We start from the raw sequence: 19,687 nt of genomic DNA on the forward strand, positions 1-19,687 counted from the left end.
ATCAGCGCTTTCTGCGTCTCACTGTAATAAATCCGGCGTCTCTGCTTCATGTGCAACACTCCTGCTGCTTGCGCAGTCTTCAGTGTGTTGCATCGACCGGTTGAATCCGCCGGTCGAAAGTTGCCAATCGACATGGCTTTCCGGGCAGTCTCGCGAACTTCGAAAGATAGTCTCACGCAAGGCGTCCGGCTCTCAGCAACTTCGCTTTCTCAACATAAATCGCCCAATTCCACATAGTTGTGGCTATCCGCCCCTTCATTTCTGGACAACAAGGCCAGTCTCGAAATGAAGGGCATGAAAGTTGGGCTTTCGCCCCTTCATTTCGGGACAATCGGTTCTACCGCTTGTTGAAAAAAGGCGGAGCGTATCGGCCTTCGCCCCAGAGGTAGCTAAACGCGGCGGAACAGTGTTGCCCGCAGGTTCTGCAGGATGGTCTTCGCTGGGAGGGCGAGGGCGATCAGTTATCGTCCGACCGGGGCGGAAGGTGGTCGTGCGGAGCGGGCTCGGCGGCGTCGGCGTCCGGAATGTCGTCGTCAGATGAAACGGGCGGCGTGCTGGGGGGCGCTTCGCTCGTCGCGCCGGGCGATGGCCGTGCGGGATCGGGGATGGTTTCGGAAGGATCGGTGGACATGTTGGACTCCTGAGGTGACGGACGGCGTCTCTAGCAATATAGACGGCGCATCGGCACAGCGAGAGGAGGCAGCAGAACTTGCCGGCAGTGAAGGGTCGGGGCCATGCCGGCTTCGCGCGGCGCGCACCAATTGCGCGGCCGCGGGTAGAGCGGGTAGGGTGGCGACTTCAGTCCATCATCCGCTGTAAGGAAAACAATGAACAAGCAGGAACTGGTTGATGCGGTTGCCGCCCAGACAGGCACTAGTAAGGCTGAGGCCGCTGAGACGATCGATGCGTTGATCTCCAGCATTACCACCGCGGTCACGTACGGCGACACCGTACAGCTGATCGGGTTTGCCTTCTTTTCAACGGGCCAGCGGGCGGCGCGGTCCGGCAGGACCCCGCCACCGGCGCGGAAATCCAGATAGCCGCGGCGAAAACCGTCAAGTTCACGGCGGACAAGGCGTTCAAGGATGCCGTCAACGCGTCATGACGAAAGTTTCGATTGCGCCCGGCGACTACGCCGGTTTGCATAAGGGAGTGGTCAGTATCGTTGAGACGGCGCGAAGCGCGGCGGCTCGCAACGTCAACGCGGTGATGACGGTCGCCTACTGGGAGATTGGGCGGCGCATTGTAGCCAGCGAGCAGGGCGGACAGGCGCGCGCTGACTACGGACAGGCGCTGATAGCCCGGGCCGCAGATGACCTGATGCATCTCTACCTCAATTATGCCCGTGAGCATTGGGTGAAGCCTGGCGAGAATCCTCCGGTCGGACTGATCCTGTGCGCCCAGAAGGGTGCAGCCGAGGCGCGCTATGCACTCGACAACTTGCCGAACAAGATTCTGGCCGCTGAGTACCAGACAGTGCTGCCTGACGAAACGTTGATTGCGGAGGAGCTCGAGCGCACTCGCGCAGCGCTCGAGAAACGGAAAATGCCCTGTGATAGCAACGAGGCCGAGTCGTAGTAGGCTGTTCTGGCCAGTTGCTCAGCCTCGCTCACAAAGCCGTGACGCGCCTTCACGCAGTCGATAAACAATTGATAGTTAGCTTCGACGGTCGTGGACATAGGGCTGCGTACGATCACCGGCGCCCATGCAGGGTAGGGACGCGCGGCACCACCCATATCGGGGGCGCCAAAGTCTCGCAATTGCAACCGCGTGCGTGGCGGCGAAAACAACGGGCAACGGGTTGGAACGCCGATAAGCGGCCGCTGGCAAAAGGCAACTAGAATCCTCCGGATAATCGCTCGCGTAGATACTTCACCAGTGCGCGCACCGCGCTCGGCACGATCGGGCTGTATGGCCGGATGGCGAAGATATGATCGCCGAACGCACCCGACGGCAGCCATGCGTCGAGCAGCGGCACCAGATTGCCCGCGTTGATGTCGTTCTGTGCGCTGAAATCCGGCAGCAGCGCGATCCCGAGCCCGCCGAGTGCCGCTTCCCGCATCGCTTCGCTGTTGTTCGCTGAGAAGCAGCCGCGTACCGGCACGCTAACCCGGCTTCTCCTCCGGTCGCGCGGCTCGAAGCTCCACGCGGTCGGCTCGTTGCCGCGCAGATAGCACAGGCAGTCGTGATCGACGAGCGCGTTCGGATGTTCGGGCATACCGCGCCGCGCCAGATACTCCCGGCTGGCGACGAGCAGCGAGCGTGTCTCGCACAACGTCCAGGCCACATGCGTCTGCGGCGCGGTCGTTGTATGACGAATCGCGACGTCGAAGCCCTCCTGGGACAGCGAAAACAGCCGGTCCGACAGCTCCAGCTCGATCCGCACTCCGGGATATTGCTCGATGAACGCCGGCAGCAACGGCACGATCTGCTGCCTGCCGAGCGCAACGGGCGCCGTGACGCGCACGAGGCCACGCGGCTCGCCAGCCAGATCCTTCACGCGCGCGAAGTTCACCTCGATCGTCTCATAGGCCTCGCGCGTATTGTCGACGAGCGTCTGCCCTGCCTCCGTGAGCCGCACGCTGCGCGTCGTGCGACGCACGAGGGGCACGCCGGCGGCCTCCTCGAGATCGGCGATGCGCTGGCTCATCGCAGCCTTGCTGATCCCCAGCCGCTGTGCGGCGGCCGTGAAACTCGCGGTCATGGCGAGCACCGTCAGCGAATGGATGTGCGGCCAAAGCGCCTGGACATTTTGTGGATTCATCTGGTCATTATTCAGTATTGTGAACAGTGAATCAATCATATCGGTCTTCTCCTGCCTGCGTCGTTTGCCTAGACTGGGGCCTTCCCTATCAGGAGACGACACGATGAATCCAGTACCCGCCTTCACTTCGACCGCCGACGTCGGTCACTACATCAATGGCGAACGACTGCCTGGCCGCAGCGGCCGCTTCCAGGACGTGTTCAATCCCGCGGCCGGCCAGGCGGCGCGTCGCGTCGCGCTCGCCGACGAGGAAGAAGTGCAGCAGGCGGTTGCCGCAGCGCAAGCCGCCTTTCCTGCCTGGTCAAACACGCCGCCGATCCGACGCGCCCGCGTGATGCACCGTTTCCTGCAACTGATGAACGAGCATCACGATACGCTTGCGGCGATCATCACCGCCGAGCATGGCAAGGTGTTCTCCGACGCGCAAGGCGAAGTCGCACGCGGCATCGACATCGTCGAGTTCGCATGCGGGATTCCGCAGCTGCTCAAGGGCGACTACAGCGATCAGGTCAGCACCGGCATGGACAACTGGACGATGCGTCAGCCGCTCGGTGTCGTTGCCGGCATCACGCCGTTCAACTTCCCGTGCATGGTGCCGTGCTGGATGTTCCCGGTCGCGATCGCGGCGGGCAACACGTTCGTGCTGAAGCCGAGCGAGCGCGATCCGTCGGCCGCGCTGTTCATCGCAGATTTGCTGACCCGGGCCGGTTTGCCGGGCGGTGTGTTCAATGTCGTTCAGGGCGGCAAGCTGGCGGTCGATGCACTGCTCGAGCATCCTGACGTGCAGGCCGTCAGTTTCGTTGGTTCGACGCCGATCGCCGCTTACGTGCAGCAGCGCGGCGTGCAGCACGGCAAGCGCGTTCAGGCGCTCGGTGGCGCGAAGAATCACCTGGTCGTGATGCCCGATGCCAATCTCGATCAGGCGGTCGACGCACTAATAGGCGCTGCTTATGGTTCAGCCGGCGAGCGCTGCATGGCGATCAGCGTCGCGGTGCTGGTTGGGGACGTCGCCGATCGCATCGTGCCCGCACTGGCTGAGCGTGCGCGAAACCTCGTAATCGGCGACGGCATGTCGCCTGAAGTCGAGATGGGGCCGATCGTCACCGGCGAAGCACTGCAGCGCATCGAGGGTTACATCGAGCAGGGCATGACGGAAGGCGCGCAGCTGGTCGTCGACGGACGCGGCATTCGCGTGCCAGCGCGCGAGAAGGGTTTCTTTACCGGCGGCACACTATTCGACCACGTGACGCCCGACATGCGTATCTACAAGGAAGAAATCTTCGGTCCGGTGCTGGCCTGCGTTCGTGTGAAGGATTTTGGTGAGGCGGTGACCCTTATCAACGCGCATGAGTTCGGAAACGGCGTGTCCTGCTACACCAGCGACGGCGGCATCGCCCGCGAATTCGCGCGACGCATTCAGGTCGGCATGGTTGGCATTAATGTGCCGATTCCGGTGCCGATGGCATGGCACAGTTTCGGCGGCTGGAAGAAGAGTCTGTTTGGCGACATGCATGCGTACGGCGAGGAAGGTGTGCGGTTCTATACGCGGCAGAAGTCGATCATGCAGCGCTGGTCGTCGAGCATCGGCAAGGGCGCTGAATTCGCGATGCCGACCGCCAAATAAGCACCGGATGTTTAGAACGTCATTGCAGGTACTCGCCGTCCAGCAACGACCGGGCTCGCCGACCTCGAACTGAGCGAGCTGGAATTGGCAGCGCTACAGTCTGCCAATCCCCCGAATGCCACATCGATTTGTATCGGTCGCATATCGTTCGGGCAAACGATCCTGGTCGCCATTGACGCGATGACCGCTCATTGTAGTTCGTGATCCGTACGATGCCCGAAAGCGGCCTGCGCCAAACGCTTTCGAACTGCTGCTCCTGGGATCGCTCTCCAGTGTGCGCTTCCACGCATTCGCGCTTTTTATCGAAAGTCGGCGGCATGCGTGAACAGAGCGTACTCTGGGCCGCAGGTATGCGACTTATGCATGCTCACGTTGTCACGAGCCACTTCGTCCAACGAGCGACTAGGACAGTGCCGACGCAATAGAATACCAATATTTCCGGTCGCGCCCCGATCCGCCACTGCAATTCGCAAAATGAAACGACTCCCACCGCTCAATTGGCTGCGTGCGTTTGAATCTTCGGCCCGACACCTGAGTTTCACGCACGCCGCGACCGAGCTGAATCTCACTCAGGCGGCCGTGAGCCAGCAGGTGAAGGGACTCGAATCTCAGCTTGGCACGGCATTGTTCAAGCGCATGCCGCGCGGCATCGAATTGACCGAGGCGGGACTCGCATATCTGCCGGTCGTGCATGAAGCGATCGAGCGACTCGCTGCCGCCACGGACGAAATCTTCGGGCAAGGGCACCTGAAAATACTGACCGTGCGTGTCAGCCTGGTGTTTTTCACGCACTGGCTCTCATGGCGACTGCCGGATTTCCGCAAGCGGTATCCGAATGTCAATCTGCGCATTACGAGCAATATCTGGGGAGGCGATAGCAGTGTCACCGACGTCGAGGCCGATCTGGAGATCCGCTACGGCCATGGGCAATGGACCGGCCTGCGTGCCGAGCGACTGACCTGGGACGCGCTGCTGCCCGTGTGTGCTCCCGGGTTGCCTTCTCCCAAAGCGCCTCTCTCCTCGCCGAAGGATCTCGCGCATCACGAACTTCTCCACGTGCTGGGCTACGAGGAGGGATGGGGCTACTGGCTTAAAAAAGCCGGAGCATCGAAAATTGACTCGTCGAAGGGGATGCAGTTCGATACGCTGATTTCTGCACTCAAGTTCGCTGAACTCGGGCTGGGCGTTGCACTCGCCCGGTCATCTCTCGTTGAACACATGCTGGCTTCCGGGCAACTGATCGCGCCGCTAAAACCCCGCCTTCCTACCAGTGAGGCGTTCTACCTGGTCTACTCCCAGCACAGCATTGTTAACCCTCATGCGGCTGCGTTCGTCGCATGGTTAAGCGCACAGGCGCAGGAAGCGCACGCGCGACACTGACTTTGGGCCGGGCCTGCGTATCCGGGGCAGAGCGCGATGCCGCAGCCCGCAGTCGTCCTCCTCGGTTGCATCAGCCATAAAAAAAATACACCCACCATCATTATTTTTATTGCTTTACCGACTACGGCTTCTGGCCGAAAGTTGCCTCCATCCAGTCTGATCGCCGTCCAACACGCATCTCAACGCGTACGGTTGGCAGTCACGGGGTTTACCCACAACACGATGATGGAAGGTCGCGCGATGCGACCAGTTTGGAGGCGACTCGCTAGATTATGGGAAAGAACAAGCAATTGCCGTTTAGCGGCGTGAAAGTTATCGATTTCGGCCAGTACATTGCAGGTCCCGCTGTCGCCATGATCCTCGCGGACCTTGGCGCCACCGTTATTCATGTCGACCCGCCTGCTGGGCCGCTCTGGGATAGCCCGGCGAATGCGGTACTGAACCGCAACAAGTATTGCATGCGGCTCGACCTGAAGGCCGGGGAGGGGCTGGAAGAAGCTAAGAGTCTCGTCGGACGTGCGGACATCGTTATTGAAAATTTCCGGCCTGGCGTGCTGACGCGGCTCGGCCTCGATTTCGCGAAGCTGCGTGAAGAACGCCCGCAGTTGATCACACTTTCAATGCCGGGTTTCGCCAGTAACGACCAGTTGCGTCGCGAATGGCGGGCCTTCGAGCCGATTATCGCTTCCGCTTCGGGCGTGTTCTCGGACATGGGGCAGAACCGCGTACTGATGGGAATCAATCCAAGTTTCTCGCCTTTGCCGCTTGCGTCCGCCTACGGCACCATGCTGGCAGTCTCGGCAGTCGCGCTGGCATTGCAGGCGCGGCAGCACACCGGAGTGGGGGACGAAATTGAAGTTCCTCTGGCTTCGGCGGTGATGGAGGGGCTCTCCTACAATTCGATTCATATTGAGGACTATCCCGAGCGCTACAAGACTCTGCGTGAAAAGGAAATTGAGCGACGGCGTTCGAATGATCTTCCGATGGATCTGTCGTACGAAGCTCTTCAGGAGTATCTCGATCCGTTCTACCGGACATACGAGTGCGCTGACGGTCGGAAGTTTTACGCAGTGTGCCCATCGCATCGGTCGCATGCGCGGCGTTGCCTGCAGGCGATGGGGCTCTATGACGAAATGCTGGCGGCCGGATTGCCGAGGATAGATGACCCGTACCTGCCGATTTCCGAATGGGAAGGGGACGCGTCGTTAGGGGTATATCCGTTGCCCGAGCATTGGGCAAAGCGGATTTCGGCGCGCATGGCGGAAGTCTTCCGTACGAAAACCGCAGCGGAGTGGGAAAAGATCTTTGGCGAAGGCGGCTTTCCCGGAGCAGCACACCGTACCATGCAGGAGTGGCTGCACGATGATCATGCCAATGCTGCCGGTCTGGTCGTGAATGTCGACGACCTTGAGTACGGCACGATGAAACAACCCGGACCGGTTTCGTGGCTCGAAGACTGTGCCGAATCGATGCTTTCGCCGAAGTCCCGCTGTCCGGTGACTTTTCAGGACGCGGTGGCGATTCTCGATGAGCAGCAGGGCACCGAACTGCCGCCTCCGTCGGAGACAGGCGCGCAGGGCTGGCTCGACGGGGTGCGCGTCCTCGATCTGACCAACGTGATTGCAGGGCCGCATTCGACATCGTTTCTCGGCCGGTTCGGCGCCGATGTCATCAAACTCGACCCTGTCGCGCCGAATTACGACCCGTGGAATACGGTTGTCTTCGGGATGTCTTCGGCCCGTGGAAAACGCAGCGTGCTCGTCGATCTGAATCACCCGGATGGACGCGAGGTGTTCAATCGCGTTGCCCGGTCTGTCGACGTGATCGTGATGAACGCTCCTGATCGTCAACTGGCACCGCTTGGGCTGGACGAAGCAAGCCTTCGTTCCGTCAATCCCGGCGTGATCTTCTGTCAACTCGACTGCTTTGGCGGTCCGCGACGCGGGCCGCGGACGGACTATCTCGGCTACGACGATCTGATCCAGGCATGTACGGGGATCATGGTGCGATTCGGTGGAGGTATGCAGACACCTGAGGAACATGCGCACGTCGGAACAATCGACGTCATGTGCGGATTCGCGGCTGCACTGGGTGTCGCGGCCGCGCTGTATCGCAAGGCCAGAACCGGTGAAGTGGGGCGTGCCAGAACCTCTCTCGCTGCGCTTGGCAATCTGGTGCAGATTCCGTTTGCGTACGACTATGCGGACCGCCGCCCGTTCGACGAACCGTCCGGTCGCGACGTGCGCGGCTCTGGCGCGATGTCCCGCTTCTTCCGCGCCGCGGACAACTGGATTTATGTGGACACCAGCGAAAGTGAGCTGGATAAGCTGGATCGGGTGGACGGTCTGAACGGGATCGCCGTCGCCGAGGTTCCGGCTGCGTTTCTCGCGTGTGCGCTCCACACCGCCTCCGCTGAGATATGGCAGACCCGATTGCAGGCCGCCAACATTGCCGCGGCGGTCCCGGACAACATCGTCAATCTGCGCCGGCACAACAGCAGGCCTTGCGACGATCGTTCCGGTGTCGAAAACGGCAGCTACTCGTTCAGCGTCTATGCGGACCATCCGAGTGGCCGATGTGTCACGCAGCTCGATCCCTTTGCGATTCGTCCACGTCACGCGCGGATTCGTGCATTGCCACCGGCCGAGAAATTCGGTGCGTCGACGCACGCCGTTCTGCGCGAGTTCGGGTATAGCGATGCGGAGATCGAGATGCTGCTAGCGCGACATGCGGTCGGCGATAGCTGGTCTGACGAGTACTTGCCCAGCTAGACGGGCTTCTACGTAGGGCAGTGCGGCGAACAGAGCATTCCGGCGTGAAGCGTGGTGCCAGAGGAGCGTGTGCAACACGTGATGAGAAGGTTGTGCCGACGTTTCGTCGGGTTGTTCGATGCGAGCACACCCAGCGTACGAGGCTTTGGCGGGATACAAATATTTTATATTGGAGACAGCCATGCAGGATCAGACCAAAGCTCTCGTGAGCTTCCGTCACGTTAAAAAAACCTACGATGGTGAAACGCTAGTTGTCAAAGATCTGAATCTCGACATCCAGAAAGGCGAGTTTCTGACCTTGCTGGGCCCATCCGGATCGGGGAAAACGACTTGCCTGATGATGCTCGCAGGATTCGAGTACCCGACCGGCGGCGAAATCTGGCTCGATGGTCAGCTGCTGAACCGGGTCCCGCCACATAAACGCAATATCGGGATGGTGTTCCAGAACTATGCGCTCTTTCCCCATCTCACGGTCGCACAGAATCTGGAGTATCCGCTCAAGGTTCGGAAAATACCGGCCGACGAACGAGGTGCAAAGGTAAAGCGGGCGCTCGAAATGGTCGGCATGGAGAAGCTGGGCAAACGGATGCCCAGTCAGCTCTCGGGTGGCCAGCAGCAGCGCGTCGCCCTTGCGCGCGCGCTGGTTTTCAACCCTCAGCTCGTGCTGATGGATGAACCTCTCGGTGCGCTCGACAAACAGTTGCGCGAGCACATGCAACTCGAGTTGAAGGCGCTGCATGAGACGCTCGGACTGACGTTCGTCTACGTCACGCATGACCAGAGCGAAGCACTCACGATGTCCGACCGTGTCGCCGTGTTCGACCAGGGGGTGATTCAGCAGCTCGATACCGTGGATCGTCTGTACGAATCGCCGAGAAATCTCTTTGTCGCGAATTTCATCGGCGACAACAATCGGATGAAGGGCACTGTCGTGACGAGGGACGGTGGCTACTGCCACCTGCGCCTCGCCGATGGGACGACGGTGCGCGCCCTGAATGTGGCGAGCGCTGACGTCGGACACCAGGCGACGGCAGTTATCCGCCCAGAACGGCTAGCTGTTGAATCTCATCTGACACCCGGGGCGAATACCATACACACTGAAACACTCGACGCAATCTATTTTGGTGACCACGTCCGCCTGCGTTGCCGCGGTCCCGGAGAAGCAGAGTGTTTTGTGAAAGTCCCGCTTGAGAACGATTGGCAATCCTATGTTCATTCGGGGAACCGGATTTCCCTTTCGTTCCGGGAAGACCACCTGAAGATCTTGAGCTGAAGTTTTCAATTTCCATTACACAGTAGGAGGAGACAATGAAATCGAACTCGAAAGTGATCTGCGCCGCGGTGCTGGCGTGCCTGTCAACTGCGGATTTTGCCGGAGCGCTCACCACCGTCAACTACGGCGGGGCAGACGGTAATGCTCAAAAGGCGGCATGGGTGGACCCGTTCTCGAAGGAGAGTGGCATTGCGACGAACGCCATTCAGTACACGGGCGAGATGGCGAAGGTAAAAGCAATGGTCGAGGCCAGGAATGTCACGTGGGATGTCGTAGAGGTCGAGTCGGCGGACGTCGGTCGCGGTTGCCAGGATGGTCTCTTCGAGAAGCTCGACTGGTCGAAGATCGCCAGCAAGGGTGACCTGATGGCCGGGGCTGCGACACCGTGCGCAGCAGGAACGTTCGTGTGGTCGACCGTACTCGCGTACAACTCCGCGCTGAGCAGGAGCACGCCGCACGGCTGGAAGGACTTCTGGGATGTGAAGAAATTCCCGGGAAAGCGGGGAATGAAGAAGGAGGCCCGCTACAACCTGGAATTCGCGCTAATGGCGGATGGTGTGGCACCGAAGGATGTCTACACCGTACTTAGCACACCCACAGGGGTCGAGCGGGCGTTCAGGAAAATGGACGAACTCAAACCCCATATTCAGTGGTGGGAAGCTGGCGCCCAGCCTCCGCAGTTCCTGATTGCGGGAGATGTTGCCATGTCGACTGCTTATAACGGGCGCATCGACGCAGCGGAACGTGAAGGGAACAAAAATCTCGCCATTGCTTGGGATCAGAGTATCTACGAACTGGATTTTTTCGTTATTCCGAAAGGTTCGAAGAACAAGGATACGGCCCAAAAATACATTTCGTATGTACTGAAGCCTCAGCCGCAAGCCGCGTTCGCGCAGCAAATCCCGTATGGCCCAACCAACAAAGCGGCGCTAAAACTGATTGACGCCGCGACTCTGGCAGCGCTCCCTAATTCAGCTCAGAACGGTAACACAGCTATTCCTAATAGCGTCGAATTCTGGACCGACCATGGCGATGCGCTTGAGCAACGCTTTACTGCGTGGGCCGCCAGGTAACGGAAAGGGAGGATGTATGAGTACCATCACTTCTCAGCAACAGAGCTGGGACACGCGTAAGCTCAAGAGGTCGCTGCGAGTCGTGCAATTCCGCAAGGAAATTGTAGCGTTTGCGCTGGTAGCCCCGCTTGCTATCTTTATTCTGCTGGTGTTTGTGATGCCGGTTGCGTCGATGATCTCGCGATCGGTTCAAAATCCCGAGGTGGTCGATGCATTGCCGAAAACGACCTCGGCATTGAGACATTGGGATGGCAAGTCGCCCGTTCCCGATGACGCTTACCGTGCGTTGGTGCTCGACGTGGAAAGCAACGGAGGAAATAACGATGCGGGCACCGCGGCCGGTCGCCTCAACGGCCAGAAGGATGGTTTCCGCTCGTTGTTTTACAGGACGACCAGCGCGCTGCCCTTCGGCGATCACGATGCAGCGATTTCCGCGCAGGAGATGAAGAAACGCCTGATCGAAATCGATCCGCGCTGGGGTGACGCGAGTTACTGGCGGGCGATAGCCAGCGAGTCGTCCCGTTACACAAGCCAGTATCTCCTTGCCACGATCGACTATCGGGAAAATTCCGATGGTCGGATCGTGCCGGCCGATAACGGCGCGTCGGCATATCGCTCCGTGTTCATTCGGACCTTTGAGATCAGCGGATTCGTGACGCTCGCGGCGCTTTTGCTGGGTTATCCGCTCGCCTACTGGATCTCAATCCTGCCAGCTCGCAAGGCAAATCTCGTGATGATCCTGGTGCTTCTGCCGTTCTGGACATCGATCCTCGTTCGCATTTCTGCATGGATCGTGATTCTTCAGGGCGAGGGTCTCGTCAACAAGGCGCTGATGGCGCTGCATGTGATTTCGAAACCGTTGCCGCTCCTGTTCAACAGGACGGGGGTGCTGATCGCCATGACTCACATCCTCCTGCCATTCATGATTTTGCCGCTTTACAGCGTGATGAAATCTGTCCCGGCAAGCTATACAAAGGCCGCGATTTCGCTGGGGAGCCACCCCTTCGGGGCATTCTGGAAAATCTACGTGCCGCAGACGCTTCCTGGCGTGGGGGCGGGTGGTCTGCTGGTGTTCATTACCGCACTGGGCTACTACATTACCCCCGCCCTGCTCGGCGGGGCAGGTGATCAGATGGTCAGCTACTACATCGCATATTTCACCAACGTGGCGCTGAACTGGGGGATGGCGTGCGCGCTCGGTGCAGTTCTCCTTCTCGTGACGCTGATTCTCTTTGCGCTCTATCGAAAGATCGTCGGAACAGAAATAAAGGTGGCCTAGCATCATGAAAACCATGCCGCGTTTCGCGCCCTACGTGTCGACGCCCGAAATCGTTTGGCATTACGCCTTGCGATCGGCGAACGTCCTGATACTTGTGTTTCTGATTCTGCCTATTCTGGCGATCATCCCGCTTTCGTTTAACGAGAACTCGTTTCTCGTCTATCCAATCCATGGGTTTTCGTTCAGGTGGTATCACGACCTGTTCACGTCGACGGACTGGGCACGGGCCGGAGCCAACAGCCTCATCGTGACGCCGATCGCTACGATAGTCGCAACCATACTCGGGACGCTGGCCGCACTAGGATTGAATAGGGCTTCGTTCAAGGGCAAAGGGTTGCTGGTCGCCATCCTGATCTCCCCGATGATCGTCCCGGTGATCGTCACAGGAGTGGGGATGTATCTGCTGTTTGCCCGCTGGGGATTGGCCGGGACCTATGCCGGCCTGATTTTCGGGCATGTCGTGATCGCCGCGCCGTTTGTCGTGATCACGGTAAACGCAACGCTTGCCGGCTTCAACCAGAACTACGTACGAGCCAGCCTGAGTCTGGGCGCGTCGCCGGTCCGAACGTTCTTCCGGGTTACTTTGCCGATCATCGCACCCGGTGTGATTTCCGGAGCGCTGTTTGCGTTTGCTACGTCGCTGGACGATGTCGTGATCACCATGTTCATCGCCGGCCCGACGCAGGGAACGCTCCCGCTTCAGATGTTCATCGGGATTCGTGAAAACATCACGCCCACGGTCGCTGCGCTTGCATCAATTTTTATCGTCTTTTCAAGTCTGCTGCTTGTCACCATGGAATGGTTGCGGTCCAGATCCGTAGCAAAGCAGACGTCGATCTGACGTTGTCGGCACTTACGCATCGGATGTTGCCGGAGCGACGGGGCGCCAAAACGGCCAGTCATCGATATGCACAGATACAAGGAGGCAAGATGTCGGAAGGAAAAATCAAAGGAACCAGCTCAAAGCAGTCAGTGGGTGAATTCGACTATATCGTGATTGGCGCAGGTACGGCGGGTTGCGTGGTCGCAAGCCGTTTGAGCGAAGACGAAGACGTGTCGGTACTGCTGATTGAGGCGGGTGGAAAGGATGACTACCATTGGATTCATATCCCGGTCGGCTATCTCTACTGCATTGGAAATTCGCGGACCGACTGGCGCTACAAGACGTGCGTTGAGGCAGGGCTGAACGGCAGGGCGTTAGCCTATCCGCGAGGCCGGGTCCTTGGTGGCTGCTCGTCGATTAACGGCATGATCTACATGCGGGGTCAGAGCGAGGATTACGACGAATGGGCCCGCATAGCCGGCGATCCGTCATGGGGGTGGGAGACCGTCCTCGAGACGTTCAGGAAGAGCGAGGACTTCCATGCTGGTGCAAGTGATGCTCACGGTGCTGGCGGCCCGTGGCGCGTGGAGAAGCAGCGGTTAAAGTGGGACATTCTCGAGACATTTTCCGAAGCCGCGCAACAGACAGGCATACCAGCGACGGACGATTTCAATAGAGGCGACAACACAGGAGTCGGGTATTTCGACGTCAATCAAAAACACGGCATCCGGTGGAATGCGTCGAAAGCCTATCTTCGACCTGCAGCAAAGCGCGGGAACCTGACGGTTCTCACGAATGCGCAGACACGACGACTGATGTTCGAGAATAACCGGTGTACCGGAATCGAGTTCCGCCTCGGCGACGAGCCGCGTATGGCGAGAGCGCGGCGCGAAGTGATTCTCTGTGCAGGGGCAGTCAACTCTCCCCAATTGCTGGAATTGTCGGGAATCGGAAGTGCCGATCGGCTGGCGAAGCATGGAATTGGCGTGGTCAAAGATCTTCCGGGTGTCGGCGAAAATCTGCAGGATCATCTGCAGTTGCGCATGGCATTCAAGGTGCAGGGCGTACGGACATTGAACACCCTCAGCGCTCACTGGTGGGGAAAATTCAAGATCGGCCTCGAATATGGCGTGTTCAGAAGTGGGCCGATGGCAATGGCGCCGTCGCAGCTCGGCGTGTTTGCAAAATCCGATCCGAATGATGGAACGCTGACGCGACCTGACGTTCAGTACCATGTACAGCCGCTGTCACTCGAACGCTTCGGAGAACCGTTGCATCCGTTCGACGCGTTCACCGCGTCGGTTTGTCAGTTGCGGCCGTCCTCACGGGGCAGCGTGCACATCACGTCGGGTGATCCGGCGATGGCACCGAGAATTGCGCCTAACTACCTTTTGACCGAGGAGGACCGTCATGTCGCGGCAAATGCCCTGCGGCTGACCCGGCGCATTGTGTCGGCACCCGCGCTTGAGCGGTTTCGGCCACAGGAAATTCTCCCTGGAATCCAGTTCCAGACCGAAGATGAATTGCGGCATGCGGCTGGCGACGTGGGAACAACCATCTTTCACCCGGTCGGAACCTGCCGAATGGGTATGGCGGACGATCCGGACTCCGTGGTCGATTCCCGACTTCGGGTGCATGGTGTGAACGGCTTACGGGTGGTCGACGCTTCGATCATGCCGACGATCACATCGGGCAACACCAACTCGCCGACATTGATGATCGCGGAGCGAGCGAGTGAAATGATTCGCATGGATAGAAAGCGGGAAGCCAAGCCGGCGGGGCATATGCACGGCGTTGTCGAGGTGAGCATAAGCCCGAACGTGGATCTAGCGTGATTGGAGACAGGAGGTGCGTGTGTTCAAGGGAATTCTGATTGAGAAGGATGCGACAGGTTGCCACGCAACACTGAAGGACATCGACGAGTCAATTGCCCGACGGAGATGTAACGATCCGGTTGAGTTACTCGACGCTCAACTATAAGGACGGGCTCGCCATAACGGGCCGCGGTCCAGTAGTACGGAAATTTCCGATGGTGCCGGGCATCGACCTGGTCGGTGTTGTTGAGGACAGCTGTCATGTCGACTATCGGGCGGGCGATCAGGTTCTGCTCAATGGCTGAGGCGTCGGCGAGCAGCATTGGGGCGGTCTTGCGCAGAAGGTGTCACGTCCGCGCGGTGATGTCCTGTTCGGCCGGGCGGCTATCGCGAAGGATCTGGCTCGACGATGCTTCCTGGACTCAGCCGCCAAGACGGACGTCGATTTCGGCGCGACGTTTTGTCGCCGAACTCCTGTTTGCCCCTACCTACGTTCGTCACGTTGCCATACCGTAGAGCGAAATGAAGTTGTCAGTGCGCCGGGAGACCGGCAAGGAGTAGAGAGTGCAAGTCTCTTACAACGAAGGTCTAGCAAACCACGTTGTCCCCGAGTCATGCGCAGTATGTCGCGAGACATGCGGCGAAGCGTTGACAGGGGTACGTGCGGGCCAGCCATTGAGCCGCGATAGTTTACTTATTCTGAGTGCCGACGCCGTTGACAAGGCGGAAGGCAACACGACGGAGCGCGATATTGCGAGCACTCCGTTCGACTCGGCGTGGTCGAAGACCCTGGCACACACGCACGCTCCTTGTTTGGGAACCGGGAGATCTCCAGTCTGGCCTGTCGCAGCAAGGACAGGTCCGCATCGGGAAGGCGAGGAGCCGTAGCCGATGATGAACGGACGGGAGAAGTCAGACTCCGCCATAGTAGCGATGAAGCCTGCGAACAACGCCGGAAATCCGGCTGCGGAGTGGGAGGAGCGAAGGGCGGGGACCAAGGGGAACACGGGTCAGTCCAACACGCGCCGGGCGCAGAACCGGGCAAGCGTGCCACAGGGGCTGGAACGTGTACGGCAAGCTGCAAGGCAGCGGAAGAAGGAGCGGTTCACCGCTCTGCTGCACCACGTCACCATCGACCGGCTTCGAGAGTCGTTCCGTGCGCTCAAGCGCAATGCGGCTCCAGGAGTGGACGGTATGACATGGCGGTACTTCGAAGCAAATCTGGAGGACAACCTTCAGCGTCTGCACGCGCAAGGCCTCTGTCAGGTTGCTGGGGCAGCGGCGGTAAAATGAAGTGATGAAGAAAACGAAATCGCTTTACCACGGTCACCGTTTCCCCGCGGTCGTCATCAGCTGCGCGGTTCGGTGGTATTTTCGGTTTAGCCTGAGCCTGCGCGACGTGGAGGAGTTGTTGCTTGAGCGCGGTGTCGTGGTTACGTACGAAACGATCCGCTGCTGGTGCGACAAATTTGGCGCTGGATTTGCCCGGCGCGCCAAAGCGGCGCGGCCCAGGCCGGGCAGCATATGGCATATGGATGAGATGTTCGTGATGCTACGCGGCGAGCCGTATCTGTTGTGGCGAGCGGTCGACGAGCACGGTGCTGAACTTGATGTGCTGGTGCAAAAGCGGCGCGATAAGGCCGCGGCAAAGCGCTTCTTCCGGCGCGTGCTGCGTTCAAACCCGGTGCCGCGCAAGATTGTTACCGACCAACTGCGCAGCTATCCCGCTGCAAAGGCTGACATTCCCGAGCTCGCTATGTAAAGCATGTCTTCGTCAAAGCAGCTGCACGCGTGAACAATCGTGCCGAGAACAGCCACCAGCCGACCCGCAGGCGCGAGCGCCAGATGTGCGGCTTTCGCGATGCGCGCCGCACGCAGGCATTTCTCTCATGCTTCGGCCCGATCCGGCAGCACTTCGCGTTGCCCAGACATCAGATGAACGCGGCACGTCATCGCGCCATACTCAAAGAACGATTCGCTAAATGGCACGATTGGACTGTTTCTTCCGCGATCAAGGAAGTTATCTGATAAGGATAACTACTCTTACGCCACACAGGTAGCCCAGACGCATTAACCTGACAGAGCCCCTGCACGCTGTCCACGTAGACCCGCGCCTGCGCCGCCGGGCGGCGGGAGCACCATCGAACTGATTTCGTCGGTTGCGAACGGTAGGAAATAGGTGTCACCGGCGGGCGCGGCCTGCGGATTCAGGCTCGTGAGGCCGGCAATGCCGACGCCGACATTCATCGCCGGATTCAGGTTAACCCGGCAGTTCGCCGCCGTGTAGTGGCTGGCGGTGCAAGCCGTTGACCAGCGGCACGAACGCCCCGCCATTGAAGTTGCCGGTCGGTACTGTGGTCGGGAGGGAACGACAGTTGGCGACATTGATAGGCATTCGGGGGGGCCTCCGATTCGCTGTGGCGAGTGGCTTGCAGACGATACGCGGAAGTTCTTCGCGTCGTCAACACTCGCTGCGAAGCGCGCGGGATTTTCACATGGCCGCCGCCGTGAGCACCGACGCCGCACGCAGATTGGGGATGCGGACAAAATCTTGAACTATCTGGAGGTAGTCCATGTACTCGTATGAAGACCGCATTCAAGCGGTTCGGCTTTATCTGAAGTTGGGAAGGCGCATCAGGGCGACCATCAGACAGCTGGGTTACCTGACAAAGAATTCCCTGAGAGCCTGGCATCGCGAATACGAACAGTGTCATGACTTACGGATCGGCTACAACCCCATCCCTGACCACGTGGGGTACCCGGTCAGACTGCAAAAAGCTAAAGCTCGATTGCAAGCTAAACAATCGTTTGCTCAGCGCCAGGCCGCAAATCAACCGGCACGCAGCAACGCAAATTTTCCCGTTGACTGGGCAGAGCGCTGGCACGCGTCGTGTTGGCCGGTGCGCGGGGACGGTCGAGACCTCGGCCATGCAAACTGGATAGACGCCTCGACCGGCGGCTCTTGGCCGGGTTGAGGCAGTACCACTGGCAATTCGCTCGCCGGCAACCGGCCATTGAGCGAGGGCAAAAGAGACCTTAACTATTGAAATTGGATGTCGACCTCGACCGGCGGCTCATGGCCGAACAGCGACGATTGTCCAGACGCCTTTCCACGTGGTCGATCGAACCCGAAGCGTTTGCGTCGACCCACGACTCGCTATTTTTCGCGCTCCGGACGCCCGAAAAGCGGTCCCGCATGCGCGCTGGACCCAAGCCCGCGTCAAAGACAGCCGAGATTTTGACCGAAATATCAAGCCGAGACGGTCATGCAGCGCCGAAAACTCGGTATAGTTCGAAAGCTCGGGCATTTCGGTTGCCCTATTCTGACGGACGTCGATATGATTCCATTCGCAATCGGTGCAGCATCCACTCTACTCAGCGGGGTGAGCAGCGCCATTGGTTCCGGGCTGTCGAAGCTGACAGGCCAAAGCTCAACGAGCGAATCGAGCCAGTCGAGTTTTGCGGCACACCTGAAGACGGCAACGTCACAGAGCAGCCTCGGCAAGAGCGAGCATCACCATCACGCGCACGGCGCGTTGAGCGCATTGGCGAATTCTTCGCCATCGCAGTCGCAAACCACTACCGGTTCCGATACGACCGCGGTCGGCTCAGTCATCAATATCAGCGCCTAAAAGGCCAGCCGCATCAAATACGGGTTCCTCGAGCCATCCCGTGCCGGACAGATGGCGCTTCGATCAAAGCCACTGCTTCCATTGTGCCGAGCCCTCGGGAAGGTAGGCCGATACATTGACGTTGGCGTTCGCCTCTGATCGACCCTGTGCTGTCCTTCACCAGATTGCAGCGAACGTCACCGCTGCGTTCCAAAGCGGCCGTTTCGCCTTCGGCCCGGTCGAACTGACGCCACGACTCCAAGTCTGCGCAACTGGGCTACCTGATTCTGTTTCAAGCCGCTATCGCACTCGCGAATGCTTGTCGGCGTACCCGGTGCAGCGAAAGCCGCGAACCTTTTTCACGCCAATTTTTCGGTCGTTTATGTGCTCGGCTCGAGCTCCAATTGTAGGGTTGTATCGATAGCAGCCCGCAAACGTTCCTTCCGCGCACGCAGCTCCGATGCTTCGGGGTTGCGCGCGCTTTCGGCCCTCGACACCCGTGCTTCGGCAAGCAGTAAGCTCTCCTGCAAGTGTCGCGCAGCCGACCGTAGCGCGTTTTCAGCTCCGTCCCGCTGCTGCGACTCAAGGGGCAACGCCGAAAATGCGTGCCCGGTATGACAGCGGAATGGAAGTGGCAGGTCGTTGCCGATGCGCCACAGCACGCCTCCTCAGTCGGGACACGTCATGCTCGACCGGCTGGCCGAGCCGCTCAGATCGGCAGGCAATGAGTCGCCTCTCAACGCGATCTTCGCCTCCAGGGCAATGCGCTCTCGGCTGTCCTTATCGAATCCTTTAAGCGAATCGTCGTAAGCGCGCTGACGATGGCCGCCTTCGGCATGTCCGATGCCACGCAGGACGACGGTTCCTGGACGATCGTAAAAGCACCGCACGCCTCGATAGCCTTGAGTCCCGCCGCACCGTCGTCAAGCTTGCCTGTCAGGACTACGCCCATTACGCGCGGACCATACTCGCTGCGGATCGAAACAGAGGGTCGGCAGCTGGACGCGCAAATTTTCCTTGGGTCCCGTTGTTCGAACGATAGCGCCGGCGCGCATTGGCATGTGCCGGTCCCGAGGCGCCACATATGCGGTTGTTCTGGCGATGCGCTGGTTATCGCTTGCATGCACAACGGGCAACTCGCAGCCAGCCTGAAGAATCCCGGCAAGCTGGCTGGGCCACGCCCCAACGTGCATTACGGTGAAGATACCCGCTTGCACATCTGCGGCCAACGAGGACAGAATCTCCCGCAGTGCTGCAGACCGTCAAGCGAGGCAC

Annotated in this window: 16 protein-coding genes and 4 pseudogenes; 15 read left to right on the plus strand and 5 right to left on the minus strand. The window is 59.5% G+C overall.

All coding sequences use genetic code 11. The features are described from left to right. Nucleotides 1-457: 457 nt before the first annotated feature. Nucleotides 458-631 carry a hypothetical protein gene (locus tag JMY24_RS36975; protein WP_165572757.1) on the minus strand — a complete coding sequence of 58 codons (174 nt, stop codon included), beginning with the start codon at nt 629-631 and terminating at the stop codon, nt 458-460. Between the two features lie 196 nt (nt 632-827). Here JMY24_RS36975 and JMY24_RS36980 point away from each other — a divergent pair. After that, a pseudogene (locus tag JMY24_RS36980) lies at nt 828-1,105 on the plus strand (HU family DNA-binding protein). Further along, nucleotides 1,102-1,578, plus strand: a complete 477-nt coding sequence (locus JMY24_RS36985; protein WP_128598351.1) for a PDDEXK nuclease domain-containing protein — start codon at nt 1,102-1,104, stop codon at nt 1,576-1,578. Before JMY24_RS36980 ends, JMY24_RS36985 begins: the two are co-directional and overlap by 4 nt. A 259-nt stretch (nt 1,579-1,837) precedes the next feature. On the opposite strand, the gene JMY24_RS36990 is transcribed toward JMY24_RS36985, so the two are convergent. Next, nucleotides 1,838-2,803 (minus strand): LysR family transcriptional regulator, encoded by a 966-nt coding sequence (locus tag JMY24_RS36990; RefSeq protein ID WP_236597756.1) that lies wholly within the window; start codon nt 2,801-2,803, stop codon nt 1,838-1,840. A gap of 64 nt (nt 2,804-2,867) precedes the next feature. On the opposite strand from JMY24_RS36990, the gene JMY24_RS36995 reads away from it, so the two are divergent. The 11 genes and pseudogenes from JMY24_RS36995 (at nt 2,868) to JMY24_RS37045 (ending at nt 16,829) form a co-directional block, all read left to right on the plus strand. Continuing rightward, the gene (locus JMY24_RS36995) at nt 2,868-4,388 is read left to right on the plus strand and encodes a CoA-acylating methylmalonate-semialdehyde dehydrogenase (protein WP_128598352.1); all 1,521 of its coding nucleotides are present in this window, start codon (nt 2,868-2,870) and stop codon (nt 4,386-4,388) included. Between the two features lie 474 nt (nt 4,389-4,862). Next, nucleotides 4,863-5,768, plus strand: a complete 906-nt coding sequence (locus JMY24_RS37000) for a LysR substrate-binding domain-containing protein (RefSeq protein ID WP_128598359.1) — start codon at nt 4,863-4,865, stop codon at nt 5,766-5,768. A 272-nt stretch (nt 5,769-6,040) separates the two neighbouring features. After that, on the plus strand, nt 6,041-8,539 hold the full coding sequence (locus JMY24_RS37005; protein ID WP_128598353.1) for a CoA transferase: 2,499 nt from the start codon (nt 6,041-6,043) through the stop codon (nt 8,537-8,539). Nucleotides 8,540-8,720: 181 nt separating this feature from the next. Next, on the plus strand, nt 8,721-9,812 hold the full coding sequence (locus tag JMY24_RS37010) for an ABC transporter ATP-binding protein (protein WP_201704006.1): 1,092 nt from the start codon (nt 8,721-8,723) through the stop codon (nt 9,810-9,812). A 35-nt stretch (nt 9,813-9,847) separates the two neighbouring features. Further along, nucleotides 9,848-10,885, plus strand: a complete 1,038-nt coding sequence (locus tag JMY24_RS37015) for an ABC transporter substrate-binding protein (protein WP_128598355.1) — start codon at nt 9,848-9,850, stop codon at nt 10,883-10,885. A gap of 16 nt (nt 10,886-10,901) precedes the next feature. Beyond that, nucleotides 10,902-12,164 carry an ABC transporter permease gene (locus JMY24_RS37020; RefSeq protein WP_201704008.1) on the plus strand — a complete coding sequence of 421 codons (1,263 nt, stop codon included), beginning with the start codon at nt 10,902-10,904 and terminating at the stop codon, nt 12,162-12,164. A 4-nt stretch (nt 12,165-12,168) separates the two neighbouring features. Then, the gene (locus tag JMY24_RS37025) at nt 12,169-13,005 is read left to right on the plus strand and encodes an ABC transporter permease (protein WP_128598356.1); all 837 of its coding nucleotides are present in this window, start codon (nt 12,169-12,171) and stop codon (nt 13,003-13,005) included. Nucleotides 13,006-13,094: 89 nt separating this feature from the next. Then, complete coding sequence (locus JMY24_RS37030; protein WP_128598357.1) at nt 13,095-14,822, plus strand: GMC family oxidoreductase; 1,728 nt, start codon at nt 13,095-13,097, stop codon at nt 14,820-14,822. A 19-nt stretch (nt 14,823-14,841) separates the two neighbouring features. Then, nucleotides 14,842-15,172: pseudogene (locus JMY24_RS37035) on the plus strand (alcohol dehydrogenase catalytic domain-containing protein); the annotation flags it as partial. A gap of 520 nt (nt 15,173-15,692) precedes the next feature. After that, entirely contained in the window at nt 15,693-16,094 is a 402-nt protein-coding gene (locus JMY24_RS37040; RefSeq protein ID WP_236597757.1) for a hypothetical protein, read from the plus strand. A gap of 4 nt (nt 16,095-16,098) precedes the next feature. Then, a pseudogene (locus tag JMY24_RS37045) lies at nt 16,099-16,829 on the plus strand (IS6 family transposase). Nucleotides 16,830-16,871: 42 nt separating this feature from the next. Here the strand turns inward: JMY24_RS37045 and JMY24_RS37050 are convergent. Further along, nucleotides 16,872-17,048, minus strand: coding sequence for a hypothetical protein (locus JMY24_RS37050; protein ID WP_201704009.1), 177 nt, complete (start codon nt 17,046-17,048; stop codon nt 16,872-16,874). 326 nt (nt 17,049-17,374) lie between these two features. Between JMY24_RS37050 and JMY24_RS37055 the strand changes: the two are divergent. Together JMY24_RS37055 and JMY24_RS37060 are read left to right on the plus strand one after the other, a co-directional pair. Further along, nucleotides 17,375-17,533 (plus strand): annotated as a pseudogene (locus JMY24_RS37055) (transposase); the annotation flags it as partial. Nucleotides 17,534-18,139: 606 nt separating this feature from the next. Continuing rightward, nucleotides 18,140-18,433: a hypothetical protein gene (locus JMY24_RS37060; RefSeq protein WP_164853421.1), complete on the plus strand. Its 294-nt coding sequence runs from the start codon at nt 18,140-18,142 to the stop codon at nt 18,431-18,433. 715 nt (nt 18,434-19,148) lie between these two features. On the opposite strand, the gene JMY24_RS39835 is transcribed toward JMY24_RS37060, so the two are convergent. After that, nucleotides 19,149-19,424, minus strand: a complete 276-nt coding sequence (locus JMY24_RS39835) for a chemotaxis protein CheB (protein ID WP_413231306.1) — start codon at nt 19,422-19,424, stop codon at nt 19,149-19,151. After that, nucleotides 19,336-19,662, minus strand: a complete 327-nt coding sequence (locus JMY24_RS39840; RefSeq protein WP_413231307.1) for a chemotaxis protein CheB — start codon at nt 19,660-19,662, stop codon at nt 19,336-19,338. The genes JMY24_RS39835 and JMY24_RS39840 overlap by 89 nt, the downstream gene beginning before the upstream one ends. Between the last annotated feature and the right edge of the window lie 25 nt (nt 19,663-19,687).

The sequence above is a fragment of the Paraburkholderia kirstenboschensis genome (assembly GCF_904848585.1).
GTDB lineage: Bacteria > Pseudomonadota > Gammaproteobacteria > Burkholderiales > Burkholderiaceae > Paraburkholderia > Paraburkholderia kirstenboschensis.